The 19,637-nt window shown below is 64.4% G+C and carries 16 protein-coding genes; 4 read left to right on the top strand and 12 right to left on the bottom strand.

Going from position 1 to position 19,637, the window contains the following annotated elements; all coding sequences use genetic code 11:
• Positions 1 to 3 precede the first annotated feature (3 nt).
• Entirely contained in the window at positions 4 to 2,136 is a 2,133-nt protein-coding gene (locus tag XpruCFBP8353_RS15970) for a sensor histidine kinase (RefSeq protein ID WP_162301085.1), read from the bottom strand.
• A gap of 120 nt (positions 2,137 to 2,256) precedes the next feature.
• Here XpruCFBP8353_RS15970 and XpruCFBP8353_RS15965 point away from each other — a divergent pair, with 120 nt between their 5' ends.
• The gene (locus XpruCFBP8353_RS15965; RefSeq protein ID WP_207759661.1) at positions 2,257 to 5,043 is read left to right on the top strand and encodes a sensor domain-containing protein; all 2,787 of its coding nucleotides are present in this window, start codon (positions 2,257 to 2,259) and stop codon (positions 5,041 to 5,043) included.
• A 4-nt stretch (positions 5,044 to 5,047) separates the two neighbouring features.
• On the opposite strand, the gene XpruCFBP8353_RS15960 is transcribed toward XpruCFBP8353_RS15965, so the two are convergent.
• From XpruCFBP8353_RS15960 to XpruCFBP8353_RS23980, 7 genes are all read right to left on the bottom strand, one after another.
• Positions 5,048 to 5,905 (bottom strand): hypothetical protein, encoded by an 858-nt coding sequence (locus XpruCFBP8353_RS15960; RefSeq protein WP_243391134.1) that lies wholly within the window; start codon positions 5,903 to 5,905, stop codon positions 5,048 to 5,050.
• Between the two features lie 290 nt (positions 5,906 to 6,195).
• Positions 6,196 to 6,480: a hypothetical protein gene (locus XpruCFBP8353_RS15955; RefSeq protein ID WP_101364094.1), complete on the bottom strand. Its 285-nt coding sequence runs from the start codon at positions 6,478 to 6,480 to the stop codon at positions 6,196 to 6,198.
• Positions 6,481 to 6,566: 86 nt separating this feature from the next.
• A complete protein-coding gene (locus tag XpruCFBP8353_RS15950; protein WP_181093154.1) occupies positions 6,567 to 7,844 on the bottom strand; it encodes a methyl-accepting chemotaxis protein in 1,278 nt (425 codons plus the stop codon).
• A gap of 60 nt (positions 7,845 to 7,904) precedes the next feature.
• On the bottom strand, positions 7,905 to 8,519 hold the full coding sequence (gene hflD / locus XpruCFBP8353_RS15945) for a high frequency lysogenization protein HflD (protein WP_101364093.1): 615 nt from the start codon (positions 8,517 to 8,519) through the stop codon (positions 7,905 to 7,907).
• Positions 8,519 to 9,655, bottom strand: coding sequence for a tRNA 2-thiouridine(34) synthase MnmA (gene mnmA / locus XpruCFBP8353_RS15940; protein ID WP_101364092.1), 1,137 nt, complete (start codon positions 9,653 to 9,655; stop codon positions 8,519 to 8,521). The genes hflD and mnmA overlap by 1 nt, the downstream gene beginning before the upstream one ends.
• Positions 9,652 to 10,110, bottom strand: coding sequence for an NUDIX hydrolase (locus XpruCFBP8353_RS15935; protein WP_101364091.1), 459 nt, complete (start codon positions 10,108 to 10,110; stop codon positions 9,652 to 9,654). The genes mnmA and XpruCFBP8353_RS15935 overlap by 4 nt, the downstream gene beginning before the upstream one ends.
• On the bottom strand, positions 10,107 to 10,274 hold the full coding sequence (locus tag XpruCFBP8353_RS23980) for a hypothetical protein (protein WP_165786168.1): 168 nt from the start codon (positions 10,272 to 10,274) through the stop codon (positions 10,107 to 10,109). Before XpruCFBP8353_RS23980 ends, XpruCFBP8353_RS15935 begins: the two co-directional genes overlap by 4 nt.
• An 89-nt stretch (positions 10,275 to 10,363) precedes the next feature.
• Here XpruCFBP8353_RS23980 and clpS point away from each other — a divergent pair, with 89 nt between their 5' ends.
• Positions 10,364 to 10,684: an ATP-dependent Clp protease adapter ClpS gene (clpS, locus tag XpruCFBP8353_RS15930; protein WP_005914463.1), complete on the top strand. Its 321-nt coding sequence runs from the start codon at positions 10,364 to 10,366 to the stop codon at positions 10,682 to 10,684.
• A 142-nt stretch (positions 10,685 to 10,826) separates the two neighbouring features.
• A complete protein-coding gene (gene clpA / locus XpruCFBP8353_RS15925) occupies positions 10,827 to 13,109 on the top strand; it encodes an ATP-dependent Clp protease ATP-binding subunit ClpA (RefSeq protein ID WP_101364090.1) in 2,283 nt (760 codons plus the stop codon).
• A 284-nt stretch (positions 13,110 to 13,393) separates the two neighbouring features.
• Here the strand turns inward: clpA and infA are convergent, their stop codons facing one another.
• The 4 genes from infA to trxB form a co-directional block, all read right to left on the bottom strand.
• Entirely contained in the window at positions 13,394 to 13,612 is a 219-nt protein-coding gene (gene infA / locus XpruCFBP8353_RS15920; protein WP_002813418.1) for a translation initiation factor IF-1, read from the bottom strand.
• A gap of 80 nt (positions 13,613 to 13,692) precedes the next feature.
• Complete coding sequence (gene aat / locus XpruCFBP8353_RS15915; protein ID WP_101364089.1) at positions 13,693 to 14,442, bottom strand: leucyl/phenylalanyl-tRNA--protein transferase; 750 nt, start codon at positions 14,440 to 14,442, stop codon at positions 13,693 to 13,695.
• A 249-nt stretch (positions 14,443 to 14,691) separates the two neighbouring features.
• The gene (locus XpruCFBP8353_RS15910; RefSeq protein ID WP_101364236.1) at positions 14,692 to 15,810 is read right to left on the bottom strand and encodes a GNAT family N-acetyltransferase; all 1,119 of its coding nucleotides are present in this window, start codon (positions 15,808 to 15,810) and stop codon (positions 14,692 to 14,694) included.
• 57 nt (positions 15,811 to 15,867) lie between these two features.
• A complete protein-coding gene (trxB, locus tag XpruCFBP8353_RS15905; RefSeq protein WP_101364088.1) occupies positions 15,868 to 16,836 on the bottom strand; it encodes a thioredoxin-disulfide reductase in 969 nt (322 codons plus the stop codon).
• Positions 16,837 to 17,119: 283 nt separating this feature from the next.
• Here trxB and XpruCFBP8353_RS15900 point away from each other — a divergent pair, with 283 nt between their 5' ends.
• The gene (locus tag XpruCFBP8353_RS15900; protein ID WP_101364087.1) at positions 17,120 to 19,477 is read left to right on the top strand and encodes a DNA translocase FtsK; all 2,358 of its coding nucleotides are present in this window, start codon (positions 17,120 to 17,122) and stop codon (positions 19,475 to 19,477) included.
• Positions 19,478 to 19,637 lie beyond the last annotated feature (160 nt).

The raw sequence follows: 19,637 nt of genomic DNA, 5'->3' as shown, positions 1-19,637 counted from the left end.
GACTCAACGTCCACCATCGTCGTGGACGGACTCGCCGACCGGGTGATAGGGCAGGCGCAACGTCACGCGCGTACCTGCTCCGGGTGCTGATTCTATCGCGAGCGTGCCGCCCACGGTCTGCGCACGCTCACGCATCACGATCAGGCCCAGGCCGCGGGGGCCTTCCGGTTCGAAGCCATCGCCATCATCGCTGACTTCCAGCCGGAAACTGTCGCTGTCGATCGGATACAGACGCAGGCGTACTTCGCCCGCGCAGGCGTGCCGCAGCGCGTTAGTGAGGCTCTCCTGCGCGATCCGGAAGCAAGCTTGCTCGATCTCGTTGCCCGGTCGTTCTCCGAGCGCCTGGATGTCCAGCTCCAGCCGGACCTGCGAGGCACGGAACAACATCGACGCCTGCCAGCGTAAGGCGGCCTCCAGGCCCAAGGCATCGAGTTGTGGTGGACGCAACAGCATCGACAGATTGCGCAGCTTGGTCACCGTGCTGTCGGCCAGCGACACCACTTCCAGCAGGTCCTCGCGGCGCGCGTCCGCGTCCGGCTCATCCAGGGCCGCATGCGCGGAGAGCTTCATCGCGGTGATCGCCTGCCCGATTTCGTCATGCAGATCGCGCGAGATGGCGCGGCGTTCGTCTTCCTGCAGCGAGAACAGCCGCTTGGCCATGGCCTGCAGTTCGGCATTGCTCTCGGCCAGGGCATCGCGCATGCGCTCGGGTTCGCTCAGGTCGCGCACGACCAGTAACTTGCAGTTGCGCCCGCCATAGCGGATGTCGCCGGCTGACAGGCCGGCGTAGAAGGTACTGCCATCGCGACGCCGCATTGCACGTGCGCTGGAGACCGGCTCGTTGCGATCGCTACCTGCACGCAGGTATTCGCGCACCACCGGCAGGTCGTTGTCGCCGACCAGGGTCTGCAGCGGCTCGCCCAGGATGGTTTCGCCGTGAAAGCCGAACTGGGCGGAGCCGGCCGCATTGGCGTACATCACATGCTCGTCGGCGAGGATCAGCACGCCGTCAGGCAGCACGCGCACGAGTTCGCGAAACTGCTCCTCGCGTTCGCGCAGCAGCCGACGCGATTGCTCGCGTTCGCTTACGTCCTGCAAGGTCCCGTGCACATGGCGCGTGCCGCTGGGGCTGGTCACGCTTTCCGCACGCAGGTGCACGGTGCGCGGTTGCGAATCACCACCGGTCAGCGGCAGCAGCACGTCGATCTGCACCTCGCCACCGGTACACATGTCTTCGATCATGCGTTCGATGCGCGTCTGGGTAGCGGTGTCGGACGCGGTCAGCAGCTCCTCCAGCCGATGTTCGCGGCGATGCATCGGCACGCTGCGCCCCAGGATGCGATAGACCGCCGACGAATAACGGCCGAGGCCGGTGGCACGATCCAGCTGCCAGGAGCCCAACCGCGCGATGCTCTGCGCTTCTTCCAGGCGTTCAAGCGCCTCGTCGCGCAGATGCTGCGCCTGGCGCTCTTCGCTGCGGTCCACCGTGACCACCAGGCGGGCAGGGCCGCTGGACAGATGGAGCTGGTTGCTGCGTACCTCGACATGCCGCAGGCCGCTGCGTGTGAGCAGGTCTTCGTTCAACACACAGGTGGCATCTCCCTTGCCCCGGATTTGCGCAATAACCTCTTCCAGCCGCTCGCCATCGGCGTTGGGCCAGATCGCCTGCAGCGTCTGCTGCAGGAACTCGTCGCGCTCCCAGCCGAAGAATTCCAGCGCCGCCGGATTGGCATCGAGGATGCGCATCGTGGCCAGGTCGTAGATGAAGGCAGGGCTGGGCAGGGCCAGGAACTTGGCCTGCAGCAAGGCTTCGGACTGCGCCAGCTGTGCGTACTCGTCCACGATCAACCTGGCGAAGCGGCGCAGCACCAGGTGGATGACGATGCTGGACAGCACCAGAAAGCTCGCGTCCGACCAGCGCTCCGGCACGACGGTACCGGCCAGGTTGAGCAGCCGGTTGCCCAGGAGCAGCCAGACCACGCCGATCAGCAGATACAGGCCGGTCAGGGTCCACAGGCCTTGCTGCAGGCGTTCGGCGAGGCGGAGACAGGAGACGGGGGCGGACGAAAACGCGGGCGCGGCGACGGGCTGTTGCATGGATCCGCGGACGACCTTGGGTGCTGACGATACGGCCATCTTAGCCGTAACTCGGGCCGGTTCGGTCCAGCGCGAAACAGGTGGCTCAACTAATCGGCGGCACGGCCGTTATCCATTGCGACTCCGAAAGCCGGAGCCGATTCTTCGGAGTGTTCCAGAGTGGACTCAGGCGTCATTGCAAGCATGCTGCAGCACCCGCTGACCTCGGCGGTGGTGTTGTTGGATGCGCATGGCCAGCCTCTGGCGGCCAACCGCGTTGCGCAATCCCTCGGATTGCCGGCAACCCTTGGTGCGTATGCCGAAGTATTGGAAAGCAGCCGTGCCCAACTGGTCGACAGCGGTGGCATGGCGCCCTGCGTATTGCCGGGGACCGGCGGCGGTCGGCTGGAAGGCTGGTTGCGTGCGGTCTGCGACGAACATGGCCAGGTCATGGCGTTCACCTTGAGCATTCCCGAGCCGAAGGGTGCCGACGGCACCAGTCGCTGGGAAATGGGGTTGGACAGCGCCGACCACGGCTTGTGGGACTGGGATATTCCGGCCGATGTGGTGTATCGCTCCGAGCGCTGGACGCGCATGCTCGGTTATTCCGAGCAGCCGCTGCCAAATAATCTCACCGCCTTGTCCGGGCTGATCCATCCGGAAGACCATGCGCATGTCAGCGCGGCGGTGCAGGCGCACCTGGAAGGGCGCACCGACACTTACGTGGCCGAATTCCGGCTGCGTCAGCACGACGGCCAGTGGCGCTGGATCCTGGACCGCGGCCGCGTGGTATCGCGTACCGCCGACGGACGCCCGCTGCGCATGGTTGGCACGCACACCGACGTGCACCATCACAAATTGCTCGAGCAACAGCTGCGCGAGCAGCAGGCCCAGCTCGAAGAAGCCCAGCGCATTGCCAGCATGGGCAGCTGGAGCTGGGATTCGCATCAAGACGCGCTGTGGGTGTCGCAGGATTTCCTGCAACAACTCGGCATGACCCAACTGCGTTTGCAAGGCATCCGCGACATCCTGCGTTTGCTCGGTCGGCCCTCGGTTGCGCAACTGCGCAGCGCCTGGCGCAAGATCAAGCACGAAGGCATGCCGGTGCATTTCGAGCTGGAAATCAATGGACTGCTCGGTGCCAACCCGCATCATCTGCGGGTGTGGGCGCAGCCGGTGTTCGACGGCGACGGCAGCATGGTGCGCGTCCTTGGTCAACTGCAGAACGTTACCGAGCAACGCCAGACCGACGCACTGATCCGCTGGCGCACCGAGTTGCTCAATCGCGTGTCTGCGTTGGGCAAGATCGGCGGCTGCGAGATCGAGGTCGACACCCGACGCATGCAGTGGACCGAAGAGTGCTACCGCATCCATGGCCTGCGTAAGGAAAATATCACCCTGGAGCAGGCGCTGTCGCTGTACACCCAGGATTCGCGCGACGCCTTCGAAGCAGCGCTCCTGCGTATTTCCGATGGCGGCCTGCCCGAGCAACTGGAGCTGTGTTTCTATCGCAACTCCGGCCAGCGCATCTGGGTGCAGGTGCTGATCGAGCTGGACCGTCGTGAGGGCCTGCCGCCGCGGTTTGTGGCCTTGTTCCGCGATGTCACCCGCGAGCGCGAAGCCAACGAACGGATCGAACTGCTTGCCCATTACGACCGCCTGACCGGCTTGCCGAACCGCTTCCTGCTGCGCGAGCAGGCAGAGAATGCCATTCGCGAAGCGCACGAGCGCGGCCAGGTACTGGCAATGCTGCTCATCGATCTGGATGGTTTCAAAAGCATCAACGATTCGTTTGGCCACGCCACCGGCGACAACCTGCTCAAGCTCGCCTCGGCGCGTCTGCATCAACATCTGCGCAATAGCGATCTGTTCGGCCGCTTCAGCGACGATGAGTTCATCGTGCTGCTACGCGATATGTCCGAGCCGGAAGATGCCGGCCATGTGGCGCGCAAGCTGATTGCTGCGCTCGGCGAGCCGCTGCGCAAGGAACACGTCACCCTCAAGCTCGGCGCCAGCATCGGCATCGCGCTGCAGGGCGAAGGGCTGTCCGATTTCGACAGCCTGCTGCGCGCCGCCGATGCGGCAATGTATGCAGCCAAGGAATCCGGCCGCAACACCTTCCATTACTACAGCCAGGACGTGTTGCTGCGTGCGCAGCGCCGCCTGGAGCTGGAGCACGCGCTGCAAGGCGCGCTCGAGCGCGAAGAATTCACCCTGGTCTATCAGCCGCTGGTCAACACCGTAGGCGATGCATCGCCGGCGATCGAAGCGCTGATGCGCTGGAATCGCCCCGGACATGGTCCGTGCAGCCCGGTGGAATTTATTCCGATCGCCGAAGAATGCGGCGAAATCGTGCGATTGGGCGAATGGGTGATCGGCGAGGCTTGCCGCCAAGCCGTGGTCTGGGATCGCGCCGGCCTGCATTTCAGCCGCGTCGCGGTGAATGTGTCGGCCGTGCAATTGCGCGAGCGTGGTTTTGCCGAGCGTGTGCTGGAAATCTGCCGCGATAACGGCTGGCCGCCTTCGCGCCTGGAGCTGGAGCTGACCGAATCTGCCTTGATTCGCGACTCCGATTCGCTGCGGCGCTGCTTCGAATTGTTCGAACAGAACGGCGTATTGCTGGCGGTGGACGACTTCGGTACCGGCTTTTCGAACCTGCATTACCTCAACCGCTTCCCGGTGCAGCGTTTGAAGATCGACCGTAGCTTCGTGCAAGGCATGCTCGACGACGCCAACACGGCCGAAGTCACCCAGGCCATCGTGCATCTGGGCCATGCCCTGGGCATGCAGGTGGTCGCCGAAGGCGTGGAGACCGTGCAGGAAGATGCACTGCTGCGCCAGCAGGGCTGCGACGAAATCCAGGGCTATTTCTACTCGCGCCCGCTGTCGCCGCGCGACATGGCGCAGTGGCTGCGCGAGGCCGATGCCGGTATGCGGCTAGGTGCGCGCCTGGTCATCGCCAACTGAGGTTCTACCAGGCGTGCGCGCAGGTACACCGGCATCCGGTCTTGCCATCGAGCAGGCGCTGACGCATGCGATGGGGCTGCCTTCCAACTGATGTGCCGCAGGGGCCGCACTGGCTCAGCTGCACGCACGGCTGCTGCAAGCACGTGGCATGCGTAAACGCTGATGTGCCAGCGCTTATTCTGGTTTGAAGGACAGCTCGCGTCTGCAGACCAACGGTTTGCTCGCCCGTCGGCTGTCTGGGAAGGAACAGGGATAGATCGCCGGTGGCGATTGCGCGGTCGCGAATTTGCGCGCCGACGCCCTCTGCCGTCACCACCGACACATCGGTCACCTTGCCTTGGGCATTGACCGTCATCTCCCACACCAGGCGCCCAACCCACTGGCCTGGTGGAATGCTGGCGTCGTAGTTCGGGCGGCCCACCACATATGGTGTTGCAGGATCCCTGGAGAGCGGGGAATCGGCGAGTTTCGCATTGACGTGGATCGTGTCTTCGCCGGTACGTCCATCGCTTGTTCGTGCGCGAAACGTCCACAGCCCGGGCTTGCCCTCGTGGCCGAGATCTGCGCTGTAGCACCGTTTGACGCCACGATTGTCGGGATACTGGTGGCGGGAGACCTCTTTGCCGGCTGCGTCGCATGCCGTCAGTACCAGCCCGCCGACATCGGTAGCGGCGAAGTCCGTCGCCACACAAACCTGGTGATCGTGCTGACCATCGGTCAGGAACTGCATGGTTTGCTGGCGGGCAATCGCATGCGGCGCACGCGCATCCCACAGAAATTCGATATAGACGCTCTTGTTCGCCGCACTGGCCGTGCACGCGAAGGTGGCAGCCGCCATCACAGCCCAGCAGGTGTTCTTCATAGGGATGGGGGATGCGCAGTCTGTCGACGAAACCGATCGTTTCAGATCCCATCCTCACCAACAATCAGACACGTCGAGGTAGCTCGTTATAGCGCTGGCGCGACGCCTGCTCAGCGGTAGGCCCTGATCACGTGCGGGCGGGGCAGGGTGGAGTGTCCGGCTCGCCTGCGGCAAGCGCCATGCGGCGGGCTTGAGGGGAGGCGGAGGGATGGAGACTCTCAGATCGGGCAGTGGAACGACACAACGGGGCGCCTGCCGAGGCACGCCCCGCTGCTTGCCGCGCTAGCCCCTTACTGGTCGGACACACCGACTGCAGCGCCGTCGAGACCCAAATCCCACGCCACCGTGGCGAACAGCAGGTCTTCCTCGCTGCAGGTGCGGCGCGGGTTGATCAGTGCCTGCAGCTCTGCACGGGCGCTGTTTTCCAGCCGTTCCAACGCGGCCGGCATGCGAACGCGCCGTAGCGCTGGCTTGGCCGCATCGCTTTGCGCGATGCGCTCGGCATGTGCGGTTGCCAGTGCAGCGGCCTGCAGTGCGGCGGTGGGAGCGTCAATGGTCGGAGCAAGAAGCGTCATGAGCGGAACACCGGGTCGTTACGGAACGACAAATCCCCGGAAGGCCGGGGAATGTCGGAATCAGCAGCTGCGTGGCGGCATCGGTCTTAGAACAACTCGACCGTGCCGGCACCCATGCCTTGCTGTGCCACCGGCTTGTGCGGCGGGCGTTCCCACTCCACACGCATATCGCGCAGGCGGTTGGACACCTTGGCCAGCGCGGCGACCAGATCGCTGTCGTACACGCCGCCATTGCGATGCAGCAGTTCCTGCAGCGCCACCGCTTCGCGGTTGATCGCGGTGAGGCGATCCAGGTGGGTGTGGATGCCGCTCAGCGTCTGCGTCGCGATGTCCTCGAACTGCAGGGCACGTACCGCTTCGGCCACGCTGCCATCGATCGAACGTGCGCACTCGGAGATTTCGCGCATGCCATCGCCCAACGAGGCGTTGATCTGCGCGACGTTCTCCAGCATCGCGGCCGATTCATGGCGCGCCTCGCGGGAGCGGTCCATGTGACGCGATGCCAGCTGCGAGACCGTTTCACGCACCTTGGCGATCGATTCCTTGGAGCTGTGCGCCAGCTTACGGATCTGCTCGTTGAAGGTGGTGGAACGCTCGGACAGATTGCGCACCTCGTCGGCAACCACGGCGAAGCCGCGACCGGCTTCACCGGCACGTGCTGCTTCGATGGCGGCATTCAAGGCCAGCAGGTTGGTCTGGTCGGCGATCGACTTGACGTCTTCCAACAGCGCGAAGATGCCATCCAGATGCTGCGCCATCTCATCGATGTGATGGACGGTGTTGGTGCTTTGGCCGCTCACCTGTTCCAGCGCTTCCACCAACTGCTCCATGCGGGAGCTGGCGTGCTGGGCGAAGCGGGCGACGTCGACGCCGGCGCTGCCATCGTCACCGGCACGGTCGACGATGCGGGCCAGTGCCTGGCTCTGCTGACGCGATTTGCGGTTCATCGCTTCGAAGCTGCCACCAAGACCGGAGACGGCCTGGCGGATCAGTTCACGGGCACGCTCGACTTCCGAGCGCGAACCGTCGACTTCGTTGCTGACGAACGTACGCAGTTCGTTGAGCAGTTGATCCTGCTCGCGCAGGATGCGTGCCTGGTCCGGATTAGGCCGGAACTGGGAATACGTCACCCAGGCAGCGAAACCCAGCCAACTGAGGGTCATGGTCGCCAGGATTGCCCAGCGCACCGAAGCGGGCCAGTCGAATCCGACAGCGAAGGGGAACAGCAAGGTCAGAGCCAAAGGAGCGGCTAGACGGATGAGTGGACGTGAATACATGGGCGTTCTCGGCAGAGTCACGGTTGCTGTATCGGCACTGCCCCCGTTGTCTTTAGCGACGATCGCCAGATCGTCTTGCCCATTCAACCGCTGTTGGCGTCCGCCAGCGGCCGCTAGCGTTGCATTACAAGCGGTTTTTCGCGCTGTTTAGCGCAGCGCGCGGTCCACCGCTTCGATCATTGCGCGTTTGGCGAACAGGAAATCCCACAGGCTGCCGCCCATCTGTCGCCACAGCACCGCCGAGCGCACCGCTGCCAGCAACAGTGCGCGGATCTCCGCAACCACGCCGGCCTGGCCGAGATAGTGCGGGTTGCCTTGCACCATGACTTTAGGACGCAAGTGGCTGATGGTCTGCGCGTACAGACCGCCGAGCGAGCTCAACACATCGGGGTGGTTGCTGTCGCCCAATTGCTGCGCCTGGCGCGCGGCCGCGTCGATTCCGCTGGCGACGGTGGCAACGGTCGTGGTGTCGCGTACGAACCGGCGCTCCAGCTGCAGCACCGCCAGTGCCAGACGCGGCAGCACCTCGTCCTGGCCCTGGTTGCGGAAATAGTTGTGCAGCAGGCGCAGGCCGGGCGCCAGCGCCGCTGACGAGCCGTACACGGCCTCCGGCGAGGCGGCGTCCACCCGGAACACGCTATCCATGGCGGTACGCACCGTCGCGGCCTCCGAATGCCCGGTCTCGGCGATCCGCCGCACCTGTTGCAGGGCCTGGGCGACGCCGGCAAGCGCTAGCACGCGGTGATCCATGGAAACACTCATCAAGCCACTACCTCAGAGGAAAAAGAAGATCCCGCCAACTGGCGTTCCAGCGGTGCGTCGGTGGCGGCGATGACGGCACCGCCCAGGCATTCCTCGCCGTCGTAGAGCACCAGCGACTGTCCCGGCGTCACCGCCCGTTGCGGCCGTTCGAAGTGCACCTGCACGCTGCCATCGTCCTGCACGTCGACCGTGCAGGGCTCGTCGGGCTGGCGGTAGCGCGTCTGCGCCGTGCAGCTGAAGCGGCGCGCCGGCGGCGCATCGGTCACCCAGTGCGCTTGTTCGGACTGCAGCCAGCGCGATTGCAGCAGTGGGCTGTCGCGTTCCTGGTCCACGTACAGCACATTGCTCGCCACATCCTTGCCGACCACGTACCACGGCGCCGCCGCCCGCCCGCGCACGCCGCCAATGTTCAGTCCCTCGCGCTGACCCAGGGTGAAGTAGAACACCCCCGGATGCTCGGCGATGCGCTGCCCCTGCGGGTCGCGGATCTCGCCGGGGCGCGCGGGCAGGTAGCGGCCCAGAAACTCGCGGAAATCGCGCTCGCCGATGAAGCAGATGCCGGTGGAATCCTTCTTGGCATGGGTCGGCAAGCCGGCATCCTGGGCAATCCGGCGCAGCGTGCTTTTTTCCAGATCGCCGATCGGGAACAGTGTCGCCGCCAGCTGGGTCTGCCCGAGCTGATGCAGGAAATAGCTCTGGTCCTTGCCGCGGTCGGCGCCGCGCAGCAGGCGCCAGCGCCCACCGCGATGCGCCACCTGCGCGTAGTGACCGGTGGCGATGCGCTCGGCGCCCAGCGCGTGTGCCGCATCCAGAAAGTGCTTGAACTTCACTTCGCGGTTGCACAACACGTCCGGGTTAGGCGTGCGCCCGGCCGCGTATTCGGCCAGAAAATGCTCGAACACGCCGTTCCAGTATTCGCCGGAAAAATCGCGAAAATGGAACGGGATGCCCAGCACCCCGCACACTGCGACCGCGTCGCGGCGGTCGTCTTCGGCGCGGCAATCGCCGCTGCCGTCGTCGGCCCAGTTCTGCATGAACAGCCCGGCGATCGGCTCGCCTTGCTGGGCCAATTTCCATGCCGCCACCGACGAATCCACGCCGCCGGACACACCCACCACAATGCGCGGCGTGCTCATGCGACGTGCCGCACCAGCGATAGCGGATAGCGCTGCCCGGCCAGGTAGTCGGCAACCACCTCCCACACCAGCGGGCTGCGCAGGCGCTCGGTCGAGGCGCGCAGTTCATCCGGTGTCATCCACAGCGCGCGCACCACGCCGGTGTCCAGGCTGCGGTCGGGGTGGTGAGTGAGGGCATCGGCAACGAAGGCAAAGCGCAGAAAGCACTGCCCGGTAGGCGCGACCCATTGGTAGGTACCAATGAACTGGGTCAGGCGTACATCCCAGGCCGTCTCCTCTAGCGTTTCGCGCACTGCGGCGTCCAGCAGGCTTTCGTTCGGCTCCAGGTGCCCGGCGGGCTGGTTCAATAGCAGACGGCCACCAATGGATTCTTCCACCTGCAGGAAGCGCCCGCCGCGCACCACAACCGTGGCAACTGTCACATCAGGATGCCAGCGTTGCTCCTGGGTACTCATCGCAGCCGCTCCTGCGCGTCGCAACGCTTACCTGCCGCAGGATCCGCAGCGGGGCCGGCATCGCAGTGCCACACCTGCGCGCCTGCGCCGTAGCGCGCTGCGGGCAAGGGGGCATCTGCAGTGGACGACGGCGCCAGCAACAGCGCGGTCATGGAATCGATCATCGAGGGACAGCCGGAAAGTTGGAGACAAATTGTGCGGGGCGCGGCGTAAATCGTCCAATGCACGCGAGCTTGAACCGTATAATGGCCCGATGCCTCGGAATACCTCACACGAACACGACCACGGCCTGATGGTCGAAGCCAGCAAGCCTGAAGTGGCGCCGCCGCCGCGCTACCAGGTGCTTTTGCTGAACGATGACTACACCCCGATGGATTTCGTGGTGACGGTCCTGGAACAGTTTTTCAACCTGAATTTGGAGCAGGCCACCCAGATCATGTTGCATGTCCACACCCGCGGGCGTGGCGTGTGCGGGGTCTACAGCCGCGAGGTCGCCGAGTCGAAAGTCGCTCAGGTCAACGAGTTCTCGCGCATGAACCAGCACCCGCTGCTGTGCACGATGGAACAGGCCTGAGGCCCCGGCAGGATCATTCCAGCAGCGCAACAGTGTGGCTGCGATCACGTGCTAACGCTGTCTGAACACGCCTATCCGATAGGGTTGTGGAAAATCCCAACAAAAGCCGCATATTGTTGGCAACAGCCGTTCGGAGTTACCAATGTTCAGCAAAGACCTAGAGCAAACCATCGGCCAGTGCTACAAGCGAGCACGCGAGGCGCGTCATGAGTTCATGACCGTCGAGCACCTGCTGCTCTCGCTGCTGGACAACCCCTCCGCCCAGGCCGTGCTCAAGGCCTGCGGTGCTGATCAGGTGCGACTGCACAACGATCTGGAACAGGCGATCGAAGCGTCGGTCTCGCGGTTGGCCGAAGACGACGGTCGCGACACGCAACCCACGCTGGGCTTCCAGCGCGTGCTGCAACGCGCCGTTTACCACGTTCAGTCCTCGGGCAAGAAGGAAGTGACCGGCGCCAACGTGCTGGTTGCGATCTTCGGCGAAAAGGACTCCCATGCGGTGTATTTCCTGAATCAGCAGGACATCACCCGCCTGGATATCGTCAATTATCTCTCGCACGGCATCGCCAAGCTGGGGGAGGACGGCGAGCAGCCGTCCGCGCCCGATGGCGAGTCCAAGAGCGAAGGCGGGGAGGGCGAAGCCAAGGGTGACGCGCTGGCCGAGTTTGCCACCAACCTCAACGAGCAGGCGCGCAACGGCAAGATTGACCCACTGGTCGGCCGCGCCGACGAGATCGAGCGCACCATCCAGGTCCTGTGCCGCCGGCGCAAGAACAACCCGCTGTACGTGGGTGAGGCCGGCGTAGGCAAAACCGCGATCGCCGAGGGTCTGGCCAAGCGCATCGTCGACAACGACGTGCCGGAAGTGCTGGCCGATGCAGTGATTTTCTCACTGGACCTGGGTGCACTGGTGGCTGGCACCAAGTACCGCGGCGATTTCGAAAAGCGCCTCAAGAGCGTGCTGGCCGCGCTGAAGAAGGTGCCCAACGCGGTGCTGTTTATCGACGAGATCCACACCATCATCGGTGCCGGCTCCGCGTCGGGCGGCACCATGGACGCCTCCAACCTGATCAAGCCGGCCCTGTCGTCGGGCGAGCTGCGCTGCATTGGCTCCACCACGTTCCAGGAATATCGCGGCATTTTCGAGAAGGACCGTGCGTTGGCACGTCGCTTCCAGAAGATCGACATCGTTGAGCCGACCGTGGGCGAAACCTTCGAGATCCTGCAGGGCCTCAAGCCCAAGTACGAGGCGCATCACGGTGTGACCTACGCCGATGATGCACTGCAGGCAGCCGTTGATCTGTCGGTGAAGCATATTGGCGACCGCTTGCTGCCGGACAAGGCGATCGACGTGATCGACGAGGCAGGTGCACGTCAGCGGCTGCTGCCGGAAGGCAAGCGCAAGGAATTGATCGATATCGAAGAGATCGAGACCATCGTGGCCAAGATGGCGCGCATTCCGGCCAAGCAGGTCAGCGCGACCGACAAGGACGTGCTGCAGCATCTGGAGCGCAACCTCAAGATGGTGATCTTCGGGCAGAACCCGGCCATCGAAACGCTGGCCGGTTCGATCAAGCTGGCCCGTTCCGGCCTGGCCAATCCGGAGAAGCCGATCGGCAACTTCCTGTTCGCAGGCCCCACCGGTGTCGGCAAGACCGAGGTCACCAAGCAGCTCGCGCTGCAGCTGGGCATCGAGTTGGTGCGCTTCGACATGTCCGAGTACATGGAAGCGCATTCGATCAGCCGTCTCATCGGTGCACCTCCCGGCTATGTCGGTTTCGATCAGGGCGGCTTGCTGACCGAGAAAATCGTCAAGACGCCGCACTGCGTGCTGCTGCTGGACGAAGTCGAGAAGGCGCATCCGGACATCTTCAACATCCTGTTGCAGGTCATGGACCGCGGCATCCTCACCGACACCAACGGGCGCGAGGCCAACTTCAAGAACGTGATTCTGGTGATGACGACCAATGCCGGCGCCACGCAGGCGTCACGTCGGTCGATCGGCTTCACCAAGCAGGATCATTCCACCGATGCGATGGAATCGATCCGTCGTGGCTTCACGCCGGAGTTTCGCAACCGTCTGGATGCGATCGTGCAGTTTCAGCCGCTGGCGTTCGACCATATCTTGCGGGTGGTGGACAAGTTCATCATCGAGCTGGAAATGCTGTTGCAGGAAAAGCACGTGTCGTTGTCGGCCACGCCGACCGCGCGCGACTGGCTGGCCCAGCACGGCTTCGACCCGCTGATGGGCGCGCGTCCGATGTCGCGGGTGATCCAGGAGAAGATCAAGCGTCCGCTGGCCGACGAACTGCTGTTTGGCAAGTTGGTGGACGGTGGCCGGGTCAACATCGACGTCAAGGATGGCGAGCTGGTGGTCGAAGCGCATCCGGAACCAGAGCGCTTGTTGCCTGCGACGGTGGATTGATCGCCACACGCCGCGTTGGCAGGTAAAGAAGAGCCGCTCGAAAGAGCGGCTTTTTTACGCCTGCAAGGTGGGGTCAAAACGTCTGCGAGGCGACCACGTCTGGCGCGCATGGCGTTAGCGCCGATGGCCCGTGCAGCGCGTAGGTGCGGGAGCTGCCGATGCTTTCTTGCGAAGGAACCGCTAAGGAGCAGGGCGCGTCAACCGATATTCTGCATTGCACGCTGAAATCGCGGGCACGACAAAAAGCGGCCAATGGCCGCCTTGCGTCTCAATACCAAAACCGCTTACTTCATGCGGTAGGTAATACGACCCTTGGTCAGGTCGTAAGGAGTCATCTCAACTTTGACCCGGTCGCCGGTCAGGATGCGGATGTAGTTCTTACGCATACGGCCGGAGATGTGGGCGATGATCTCGTGCCCGTTCTCCAGCTTTACCCGGAACGTGGTGTTGGGAAGCGTCTCGCTGACGCTGCCTTCGAATTCAATGGAGTCGTCTTTCGACATGTAATCCTGTGCAATCACGGCTGGCCCGGAAGGGCCGTAAGGGACGGCATTTTACGCGCCATCTCCCTGCCGTGCAAATTTTATGTTAAGCGGCCTTCACCGAGCGCGCTGGCAGGGCGTTCTCCGTAGCGCCTGGACCAGGTGCCGGGCGTCGCGTGTTGAGCGATCTGCAGTTCCACCTGTTGCAGAAACTGCGCGCGCGGTAGGCGCTGCGCGCCCAGGCTGAGCAGGTGCGGGTTCTCCACCTGGGCGTCGAGCAACGGCCAGCCTTCTGCCTGCAGATACGCAGCCAGTGCGGCCAGCGCCACCTTGGAGCCGCCGCTTTCGGCGCTGAACATGCTTTCGCCGAAAAACATCTGGCCGATCGCAACGCCGTAAATGCCACCCACCAGGCGCGCGCCGTCGAAGACTTCGAACGAGTGCGCATGGCCAAGCCGGTGCAGTGCGATGTAAGCCTGCTGCATCGGTGCGGTGATCCAGGTGCCGTCCTGGCCTGCGCGTGGCACCGATGCGCAGGCGTTGATCACCTGTTCGAAGCCGGTGTCGGCTCGTAGGGTCCAGCTGCTGCTGCGGAGCTGGCGCCTGAAGCGCGACGACAGACGCAGCGCATCGGTGCGAAACACCATGCGCGGGTCGGGACTCCACCACAGGAGCGGCTGGCCGTCCGAGAACCATGGAAAGATGCCATGCGCATAGGCGTTGAGGAGCCGTTGCGGCGACAGATCGCCGCCGATGGCGAGCAGGCCGTCCGGGTCGCGCAACGCCTGCGCGGCCGGCGGAAACGGCGCCGCTGGATCGGGATCGAGCAGAAAGGGGAGGTGGCGCGTCATCCAGGCAGTGTAGAGCAGCTGATAAAACGACTGGCTGACCGCTAGGCGGGGGCGGACGATTCCTGCCTCAACACATATCACGCATGCGCTCCGGCTCCTGCTCGCTGTTCGCACCCTGTGGGCGACTGCTGACTGCGACTAGCTAGCCACGCTGCGCGGGGTGCAGTTCGCAGTGAGGCGCCGCGCAACACACGGGGCGCTGCACGCGTTGCGGATTCAATCAGCGCCGCCAATACCTGCTGAGTTGGATCAATCGCGAAACGGGCTGTGCGCTGACAGGTCGCGCGCGTGTCGTGCCACGGCATCGCGCTCGTCTGCGCACCACTGTGCCAGCGGTTCGCGAAAGCCCGGGTCGGCGATCCAGTGCCGGCTACGCACCAGGGTTGGCAGGAAGCCGCGCGCAATCTTGTGCTCGCCTTGTGCACCGGGCTCGAAGCGGGTGAGTCCTTCGCGCAAGCAATATTCGATGCCCTGGTAGTAACAGGTTTCGAAATGCAGGCCGGGTAGCGCTTCGCCGCCCCAATAGCGGCCGTAGAGCGTGTCCTGCCCGCGCAGGCACAGCGCCCCGGCGATCGGTTGCCCGTCGAGCTCGGCCAGAAACAGCACCAGCTGGCGCGGCAAATGCTGCGCAAGGTGGCGCAGGAACTCCGGCGTCAGGGCCGGCGAGTTGCCGTACTCGTTGAAGGTCTTGAGATAGAAACCATACATGGCGTCCAGATCGGCGTCGCTGGCTTCATCGCCATGCACCACGCGCAGTTGCACACCGGCGCGTTGCACCTTGGCGCGCTCCTGGCGGATGTTTTTGCGTCGCTTGTGATCCATCGCCGCCAGGAACGTCTCGAAGTCGCTCCAGTCGCTGACGTTGTGCCAGTGGTATTGCAGGTCGTTGCGCTCCAGCCAGTCGGCATCGAAGGCGGCGTCTTCATCGGCAGGGTAGAAATTCACGTGCGCCGACGACAGCCCGCTGCGCTCCACCAACTCACGCATCGCGGCCAGCAGCTGGCCACGCCACTGGGGCGCGCCAAGCAGGCGCGGGCCGGTGACGGGCGAGTAGGGCACCCCGCACAGCCACTTCGGGAAGTACTCCTGCCCGTAGCGCGCATAGGCATGCGCCCAGGCGTGGTCGAACACGAACTCGCCGTGCGAATTGTTCTTCAGATAGCCCGGCGCGGCGGCGACCAGGGTGTCGCCTTCCCACAAGGTCAGGTGCAGCGGGTTCCAGCCCCAATCCGGGCGCAGGCATCCCTGGCGTTCGAGGCCTTGCAGAAATGCGTAGCTGATGAAGGGGTGCGTGCCATCGTGCAGCGCATCCCAGGCGCCAGCCGGAAGTTCGTCCAGCTGGCGGCACCAGCGAGCAGTCACGCTCATGCGCTCGGCCCGCTGGCGATGCTGGCCGCGTGGCGCGGCCGGCAATCAGTCGCCATCTCAGGCGCTCTTGTCGAGGAATCGCTCGGCATCCAGCGCGGCCATGCAGCCGAAGCCAGCCGAGGTGATGGCCTGACGGTAATGCTGGTCGGCCACGTCGCCGGCGGCGAACACGCCGGCGACCGAGGTTTCGGTCGCCGCGCCATTCAGGCCGGAGCGGATCTCCAGGTAGCCGTTGTTCATCGCCAGCTGGCCATCGAATAGTTGCGTATTGGGGTGATGGCCGATCGCAACGAAGAAGCCGTGCGCATCGATGTCGCGCGTGCTGCCGTCGAGGGTGGACTTGACCCGCACACCGGTAACGCCGGCATCGTTGCCCAGCACCTCGTCGATCGCGTGGTGCCAGACGGTTTCGATCTTGCCTGCGGCGACCTTGGCGAACAGCTTGTCCTGCATGATCTTTTCCGCACGCAGGGTGTCGCGGCGGTGCACCAGGTAGACCTTGCGGGCGATGTTGGACAGGTATAGCGCCTCTTCGACCGCGGTGTTGCCGCCACCGACCACCACCACGTCCTGGTCCTTGTAGAAGAAGCCGTCGCAGGTGGCGCAGGCAGAGACGCCGCGACCCTTGAAGGCTTCTTCGGTGGGGATGCCCAGATACTTTGCCGTAGCGCCGGTGGCGATGATCAGCGCATCGCAGGTGTACTCGGCGCCGTCGCCAATTAGCCGGAAGGGGCGCTGTGACAGGTCTGCCGTGTGGATGTGGTCGAAGATGACCTCGGTCTCGAAGCGTTCGGCATGCGCCTGCATGCGGTTCATCAGGTCCGGGCCCATCAGGCCGTGGGGGTCGCCCGGCCAGTTGTCCACCTCGGTGGTGGTCATCAGCTGGCCGCCTTGCTGCAATCCGGTAATGACAACCGGCTTGAGATTGGCGCGGGCGGCGTAGACCGCGGCGGTCCAGCCGGCCGGGCCGGAGCCCAGGATCAGCAGGCGGGAATGCTTGGCGGGACTGGCAGAAGAGGCGCTCATGTATACTCGCGATCTAGGAATTGGCAGGGCAGGCGGGTGAATTCGCGTCCCTGTGGCGGCATAGAGTGGCGGTCCCCACCCGGTGAATCAAGGCGGCGCGATGGAACTGCTTGAACCGCAGATGGCATGGTCCGCCTCATCCACGTGCTCGACGCCGCCTTGTGCGGCGTTTTTCGTTGAGCCGCCCGCGACTGGATGGTCGGTGCGCATGCAACTGCTGAAACCGTGGCTTCAGTCGTTTATTATCAATCACTAACAGCATTTTTCTAAGGTCTGGCTACAGGTGGCAAAGCAGGTTCCCGAACGCAGCAGCAAGCCCGCAGAGGGCAAACCGTCGTCGCGCAAGACGGCGGTGGCGGACAATCCGCGGCGGCAGAAGCTCTGGCGCGATCTGGCCTTGATCGCGGTGGCGCCGTTGCTGCTGTATCTGCTGGCCAGCCTGTTCACCTATTCGGCGACCGATCCGGGCTGGTCGCGCACCGGCAATCTGGTTGCGCCCATCCACAACATGGGCGGCCGCTTCGGCGCGCTGGCCGCGGACGTGCTGCTGCAGCTGTTCGGCTATGTGGCCTTCCTGCTTCCGGTACTGTTGGGGGCGGTCGCGTGGATCGCCCTGATCGGCGAGCGCGAGGAGCAGAGCCAGAGCGATCTGGGGCCGGCGCTGCGCCTGGTCGGCATGGTGGGGTTCCTGATTTCCTCGACCGGCTTTTTGCACCTGCGCCTGTTCCGGGGCGAAGTGGCCGAGGCCGGCGGCATCCTGGGGAAGTTGGTCGCCGGCTCGCTCAGCTCCGGCTTCGGTGCCTTGGGCGCCAACCTGTTCGTCCTGGTACTGCTGCTGGTGTCGATCACCCTGGCAACCGGCTTGTCGTGGTTTGCGGTGATGGAGCGCATCGGCAAGTGGGTGCTGGCGCTGGGGCCGCTGATGCAGCGCAAGACCCATCAGGCCACCGAGTGGCAGCAGACCCGGGTGATGCGCGAGGAGCGCGAAGAAGTGCGCAAGGTCGACGCGGTCAAGCAGGCCAAGCGTGAGCCGGTCAAGATCGAGCCACCGCCTGCGGTGGTGGTGGAGAAGAGCGAGCGCGCCAAGCGCGATACCCAGATTCCGATGTTCCAGGGCGTCAGCACCGACGGCTCGGACCTGCCGCCGTTGGCGTTGTTGGACGACCCCAAGCCGCAGGCCAAGGGCTATTCGGAAGAAACCCTGGAAACGCTGTCGCGGCAGATCGAGTTCAAGCTCAAGGACTTCCGCATCGAGGCGCAGGTGGTCGGGGCCTATCCGGGTCCGGTGATCACCCGCTTCGAGATCGAGCCGGCGCCGGGCATCAAGGTCAGCCAGATCAGCTCGCTGGACAAGGACATCGCGCGCGGGCTGTCGGTGAAGTCGGTGCGCGTGGTGGATGTGATCCCGGGCAAGTCGGTGATTGGCCTGGAAATTCCCAATGTCAGCCGCGAGATGATCTTCCTGAGCGAATTGCTGCGCTCCAAGGAGTACGACAAGTCGGCCAGCCCGCTGACGCTGGCCCTGGGCAAGGACATCGCCGGCCGGCCGACTGTGGCAGACCTGGCGCGCATGCCGCACTTGCTGGTCGCCGGTACCACCGGCTCGGGCAAGTCGGTGGCGGTCAATGCGATGGTGCTGAGCCTGCTGTTCAAGGCCTCGCACAAGGAACTGCGGATGCTGATGATCGACCCGAAGATGCTCGAACTGAGCGTCTACCAGGGCATCCCGCATCTGCTCGCGCCGGTGGTCACCGACATGAAGGAAGCCGCCAACGGCCTGCGCTGGTGCGTGGCCGAAATGGAGCGCCGCTACAAGCTGATGAGCGCGGTGGGCGTGCGCAACCTGGCCGGCTTCAACAAGAAGGTCAAGGACGCCATCGACGCCGGTCAGCCGATGATGGACCCGCTGTTCAAGCCGAACCCGGAACTGGGCGAGGCGCCGCGTCCGCTGGAAACGCTGCCGTTCATCGTCATCTTCATCGACGAATTCGCCGACATGATGATGATCGTCGGCAAGAAGGTCGAAGAGCTGATCGCCCGTCTGGCGCAGAAGGCGCGTGCGGCCGGTATCCATCTGATCCTGGCGACGCAGCGGCCGTCGGTGGACGTGATTACCGGCCTGATCAAGGCCAATATCCCGACCCGCGTGGCGTTCCAGGTCAGCTCCAAGATCGACTCGCGCACCATCCTGGACCAGTCCGGCGCCGAAGCGCTGCTGGGTAACGGCGACATGCTGTATCTGCCGCCGGGCACCGCATTGCCGGACCGCGTGCATGGCGCCTTCGTCAGCGACGAAGAAGTGCACCGCGTGGTCGAACACCTCAAGGCCAGCGGGCCGGTGTCCTACGTCGAAGGCGTGCTGGACGAAGTGCAGACCATGGGCGATGGCACCGTGGTGGGTGCGACCGGCTTGCCGGAAAGCAGTGGCGGTGGCGGCGACGAATCCGACCCCTTGTACGACGAAGCCTTGCGCATCGTCACCGAGACCCGGCGTGCCTCGATTTCAGGTGTGCAGCGGCGTTTGAAGATCGGTTACAACCGTGCCGCGCGTCTGATCGAAGCGATGGAAGCGGCAGGAGTGGTCAGCCCGCCCGAGCACAACGGCGATCGCACCGTGCTGGCGCCGCCGCCGCCCAAGTGAGTGCCTGCGGTATCGGTGCACGCTGCCACTGGTGCGTTTTCGATTCAGGAACCTCGCCGCGTGCAGCAATGCGGCATTGTTGGAAGTCCGTGCCTGTCATTGCCGGGCACAACGGCTACCCTGTGAGCGAGGGCCGCTCCGGCCTGCCGCGACCGAGACC

It is taken from the genome of Xanthomonas prunicola, assembly GCF_002846205.1.
Lineage (GTDB): Bacteria > Pseudomonadota > Gammaproteobacteria > Xanthomonadales > Xanthomonadaceae > Xanthomonas > Xanthomonas prunicola.
The sequence above is the reverse complement of the archived record's forward strand: the minus strand, read 5'-3'. Positions and strand labels throughout refer to the sequence as shown.

What these genes read in the sequence shown, in the direction of transcription:
- XpruCFBP8353_RS15970 (WP_162301085.1), bottom strand. Translation starts at nt 2,136, where the DNA reads ATGGCCGTATCGTCAGCACCCAAGGTCGTCCGCGGATCCATGCAACAG.
- XpruCFBP8353_RS15960 (WP_243391134.1), bottom strand. Translation starts at nt 5,905, where the DNA reads ATGAAGAACACCTGCTGGGCTGTGATGGCGGCTGCCACCTTCGCGTGC.
- XpruCFBP8353_RS15955 (WP_101364094.1), bottom strand. Translation starts at nt 6,480, where the DNA reads ATGACGCTTCTTGCTCCGACCATTGACGCTCCCACCGCCGCACTGCAG.
- hflD (WP_101364093.1), bottom strand. Translation starts at nt 8,519, where the DNA reads ATGAGTGTTTCCATGGATCACCGCGTGCTAGCGCTTGCCGGCGTCGCC.
- mnmA (WP_101364092.1), bottom strand. Translation starts at nt 9,655, where the DNA reads ATGAGCACGCCGCGCATTGTGGTGGGTGTGTCCGGCGGCGTGGATTCG.
- XpruCFBP8353_RS15935 (WP_101364091.1), bottom strand. Translation starts at nt 10,110, where the DNA reads ATGAGTACCCAGGAGCAACGCTGGCATCCTGATGTGACAGTTGCCACG.
- XpruCFBP8353_RS23980 (WP_165786168.1), bottom strand. Translation starts at nt 10,274, where the DNA reads ATGATCGATTCCATGACCGCGCTGTTGCTGGCGCCGTCGTCCACTGCA.
- clpS (WP_005914463.1), top strand. Translation starts at nt 10,364, where the DNA reads ATGCCTCGGAATACCTCACACGAACACGACCACGGCCTGATGGTCGAA.
- clpA (WP_101364090.1), top strand. Translation starts at nt 10,827, where the DNA reads ATGTTCAGCAAAGACCTAGAGCAAACCATCGGCCAGTGCTACAAGCGA.
- infA (WP_002813418.1), bottom strand. Translation starts at nt 13,612, where the DNA reads ATGTCGAAAGACGACTCCATTGAATTCGAAGGCAGCGTCAGCGAGACG.
- aat (WP_101364089.1), bottom strand. Translation starts at nt 14,442, where the DNA reads ATGACGCGCCACCTCCCCTTTCTGCTCGATCCCGATCCAGCGGCGCCG.
- XpruCFBP8353_RS15910 (WP_101364236.1), bottom strand. Translation starts at nt 15,810, where the DNA reads ATGAGCGTGACTGCTCGCTGGTGCCGCCAGCTGGACGAACTTCCGGCT.
- trxB (WP_101364088.1), bottom strand. Translation starts at nt 16,836, where the DNA reads ATGAGCGCCTCTTCTGCCAGTCCCGCCAAGCATTCCCGCCTGCTGATC.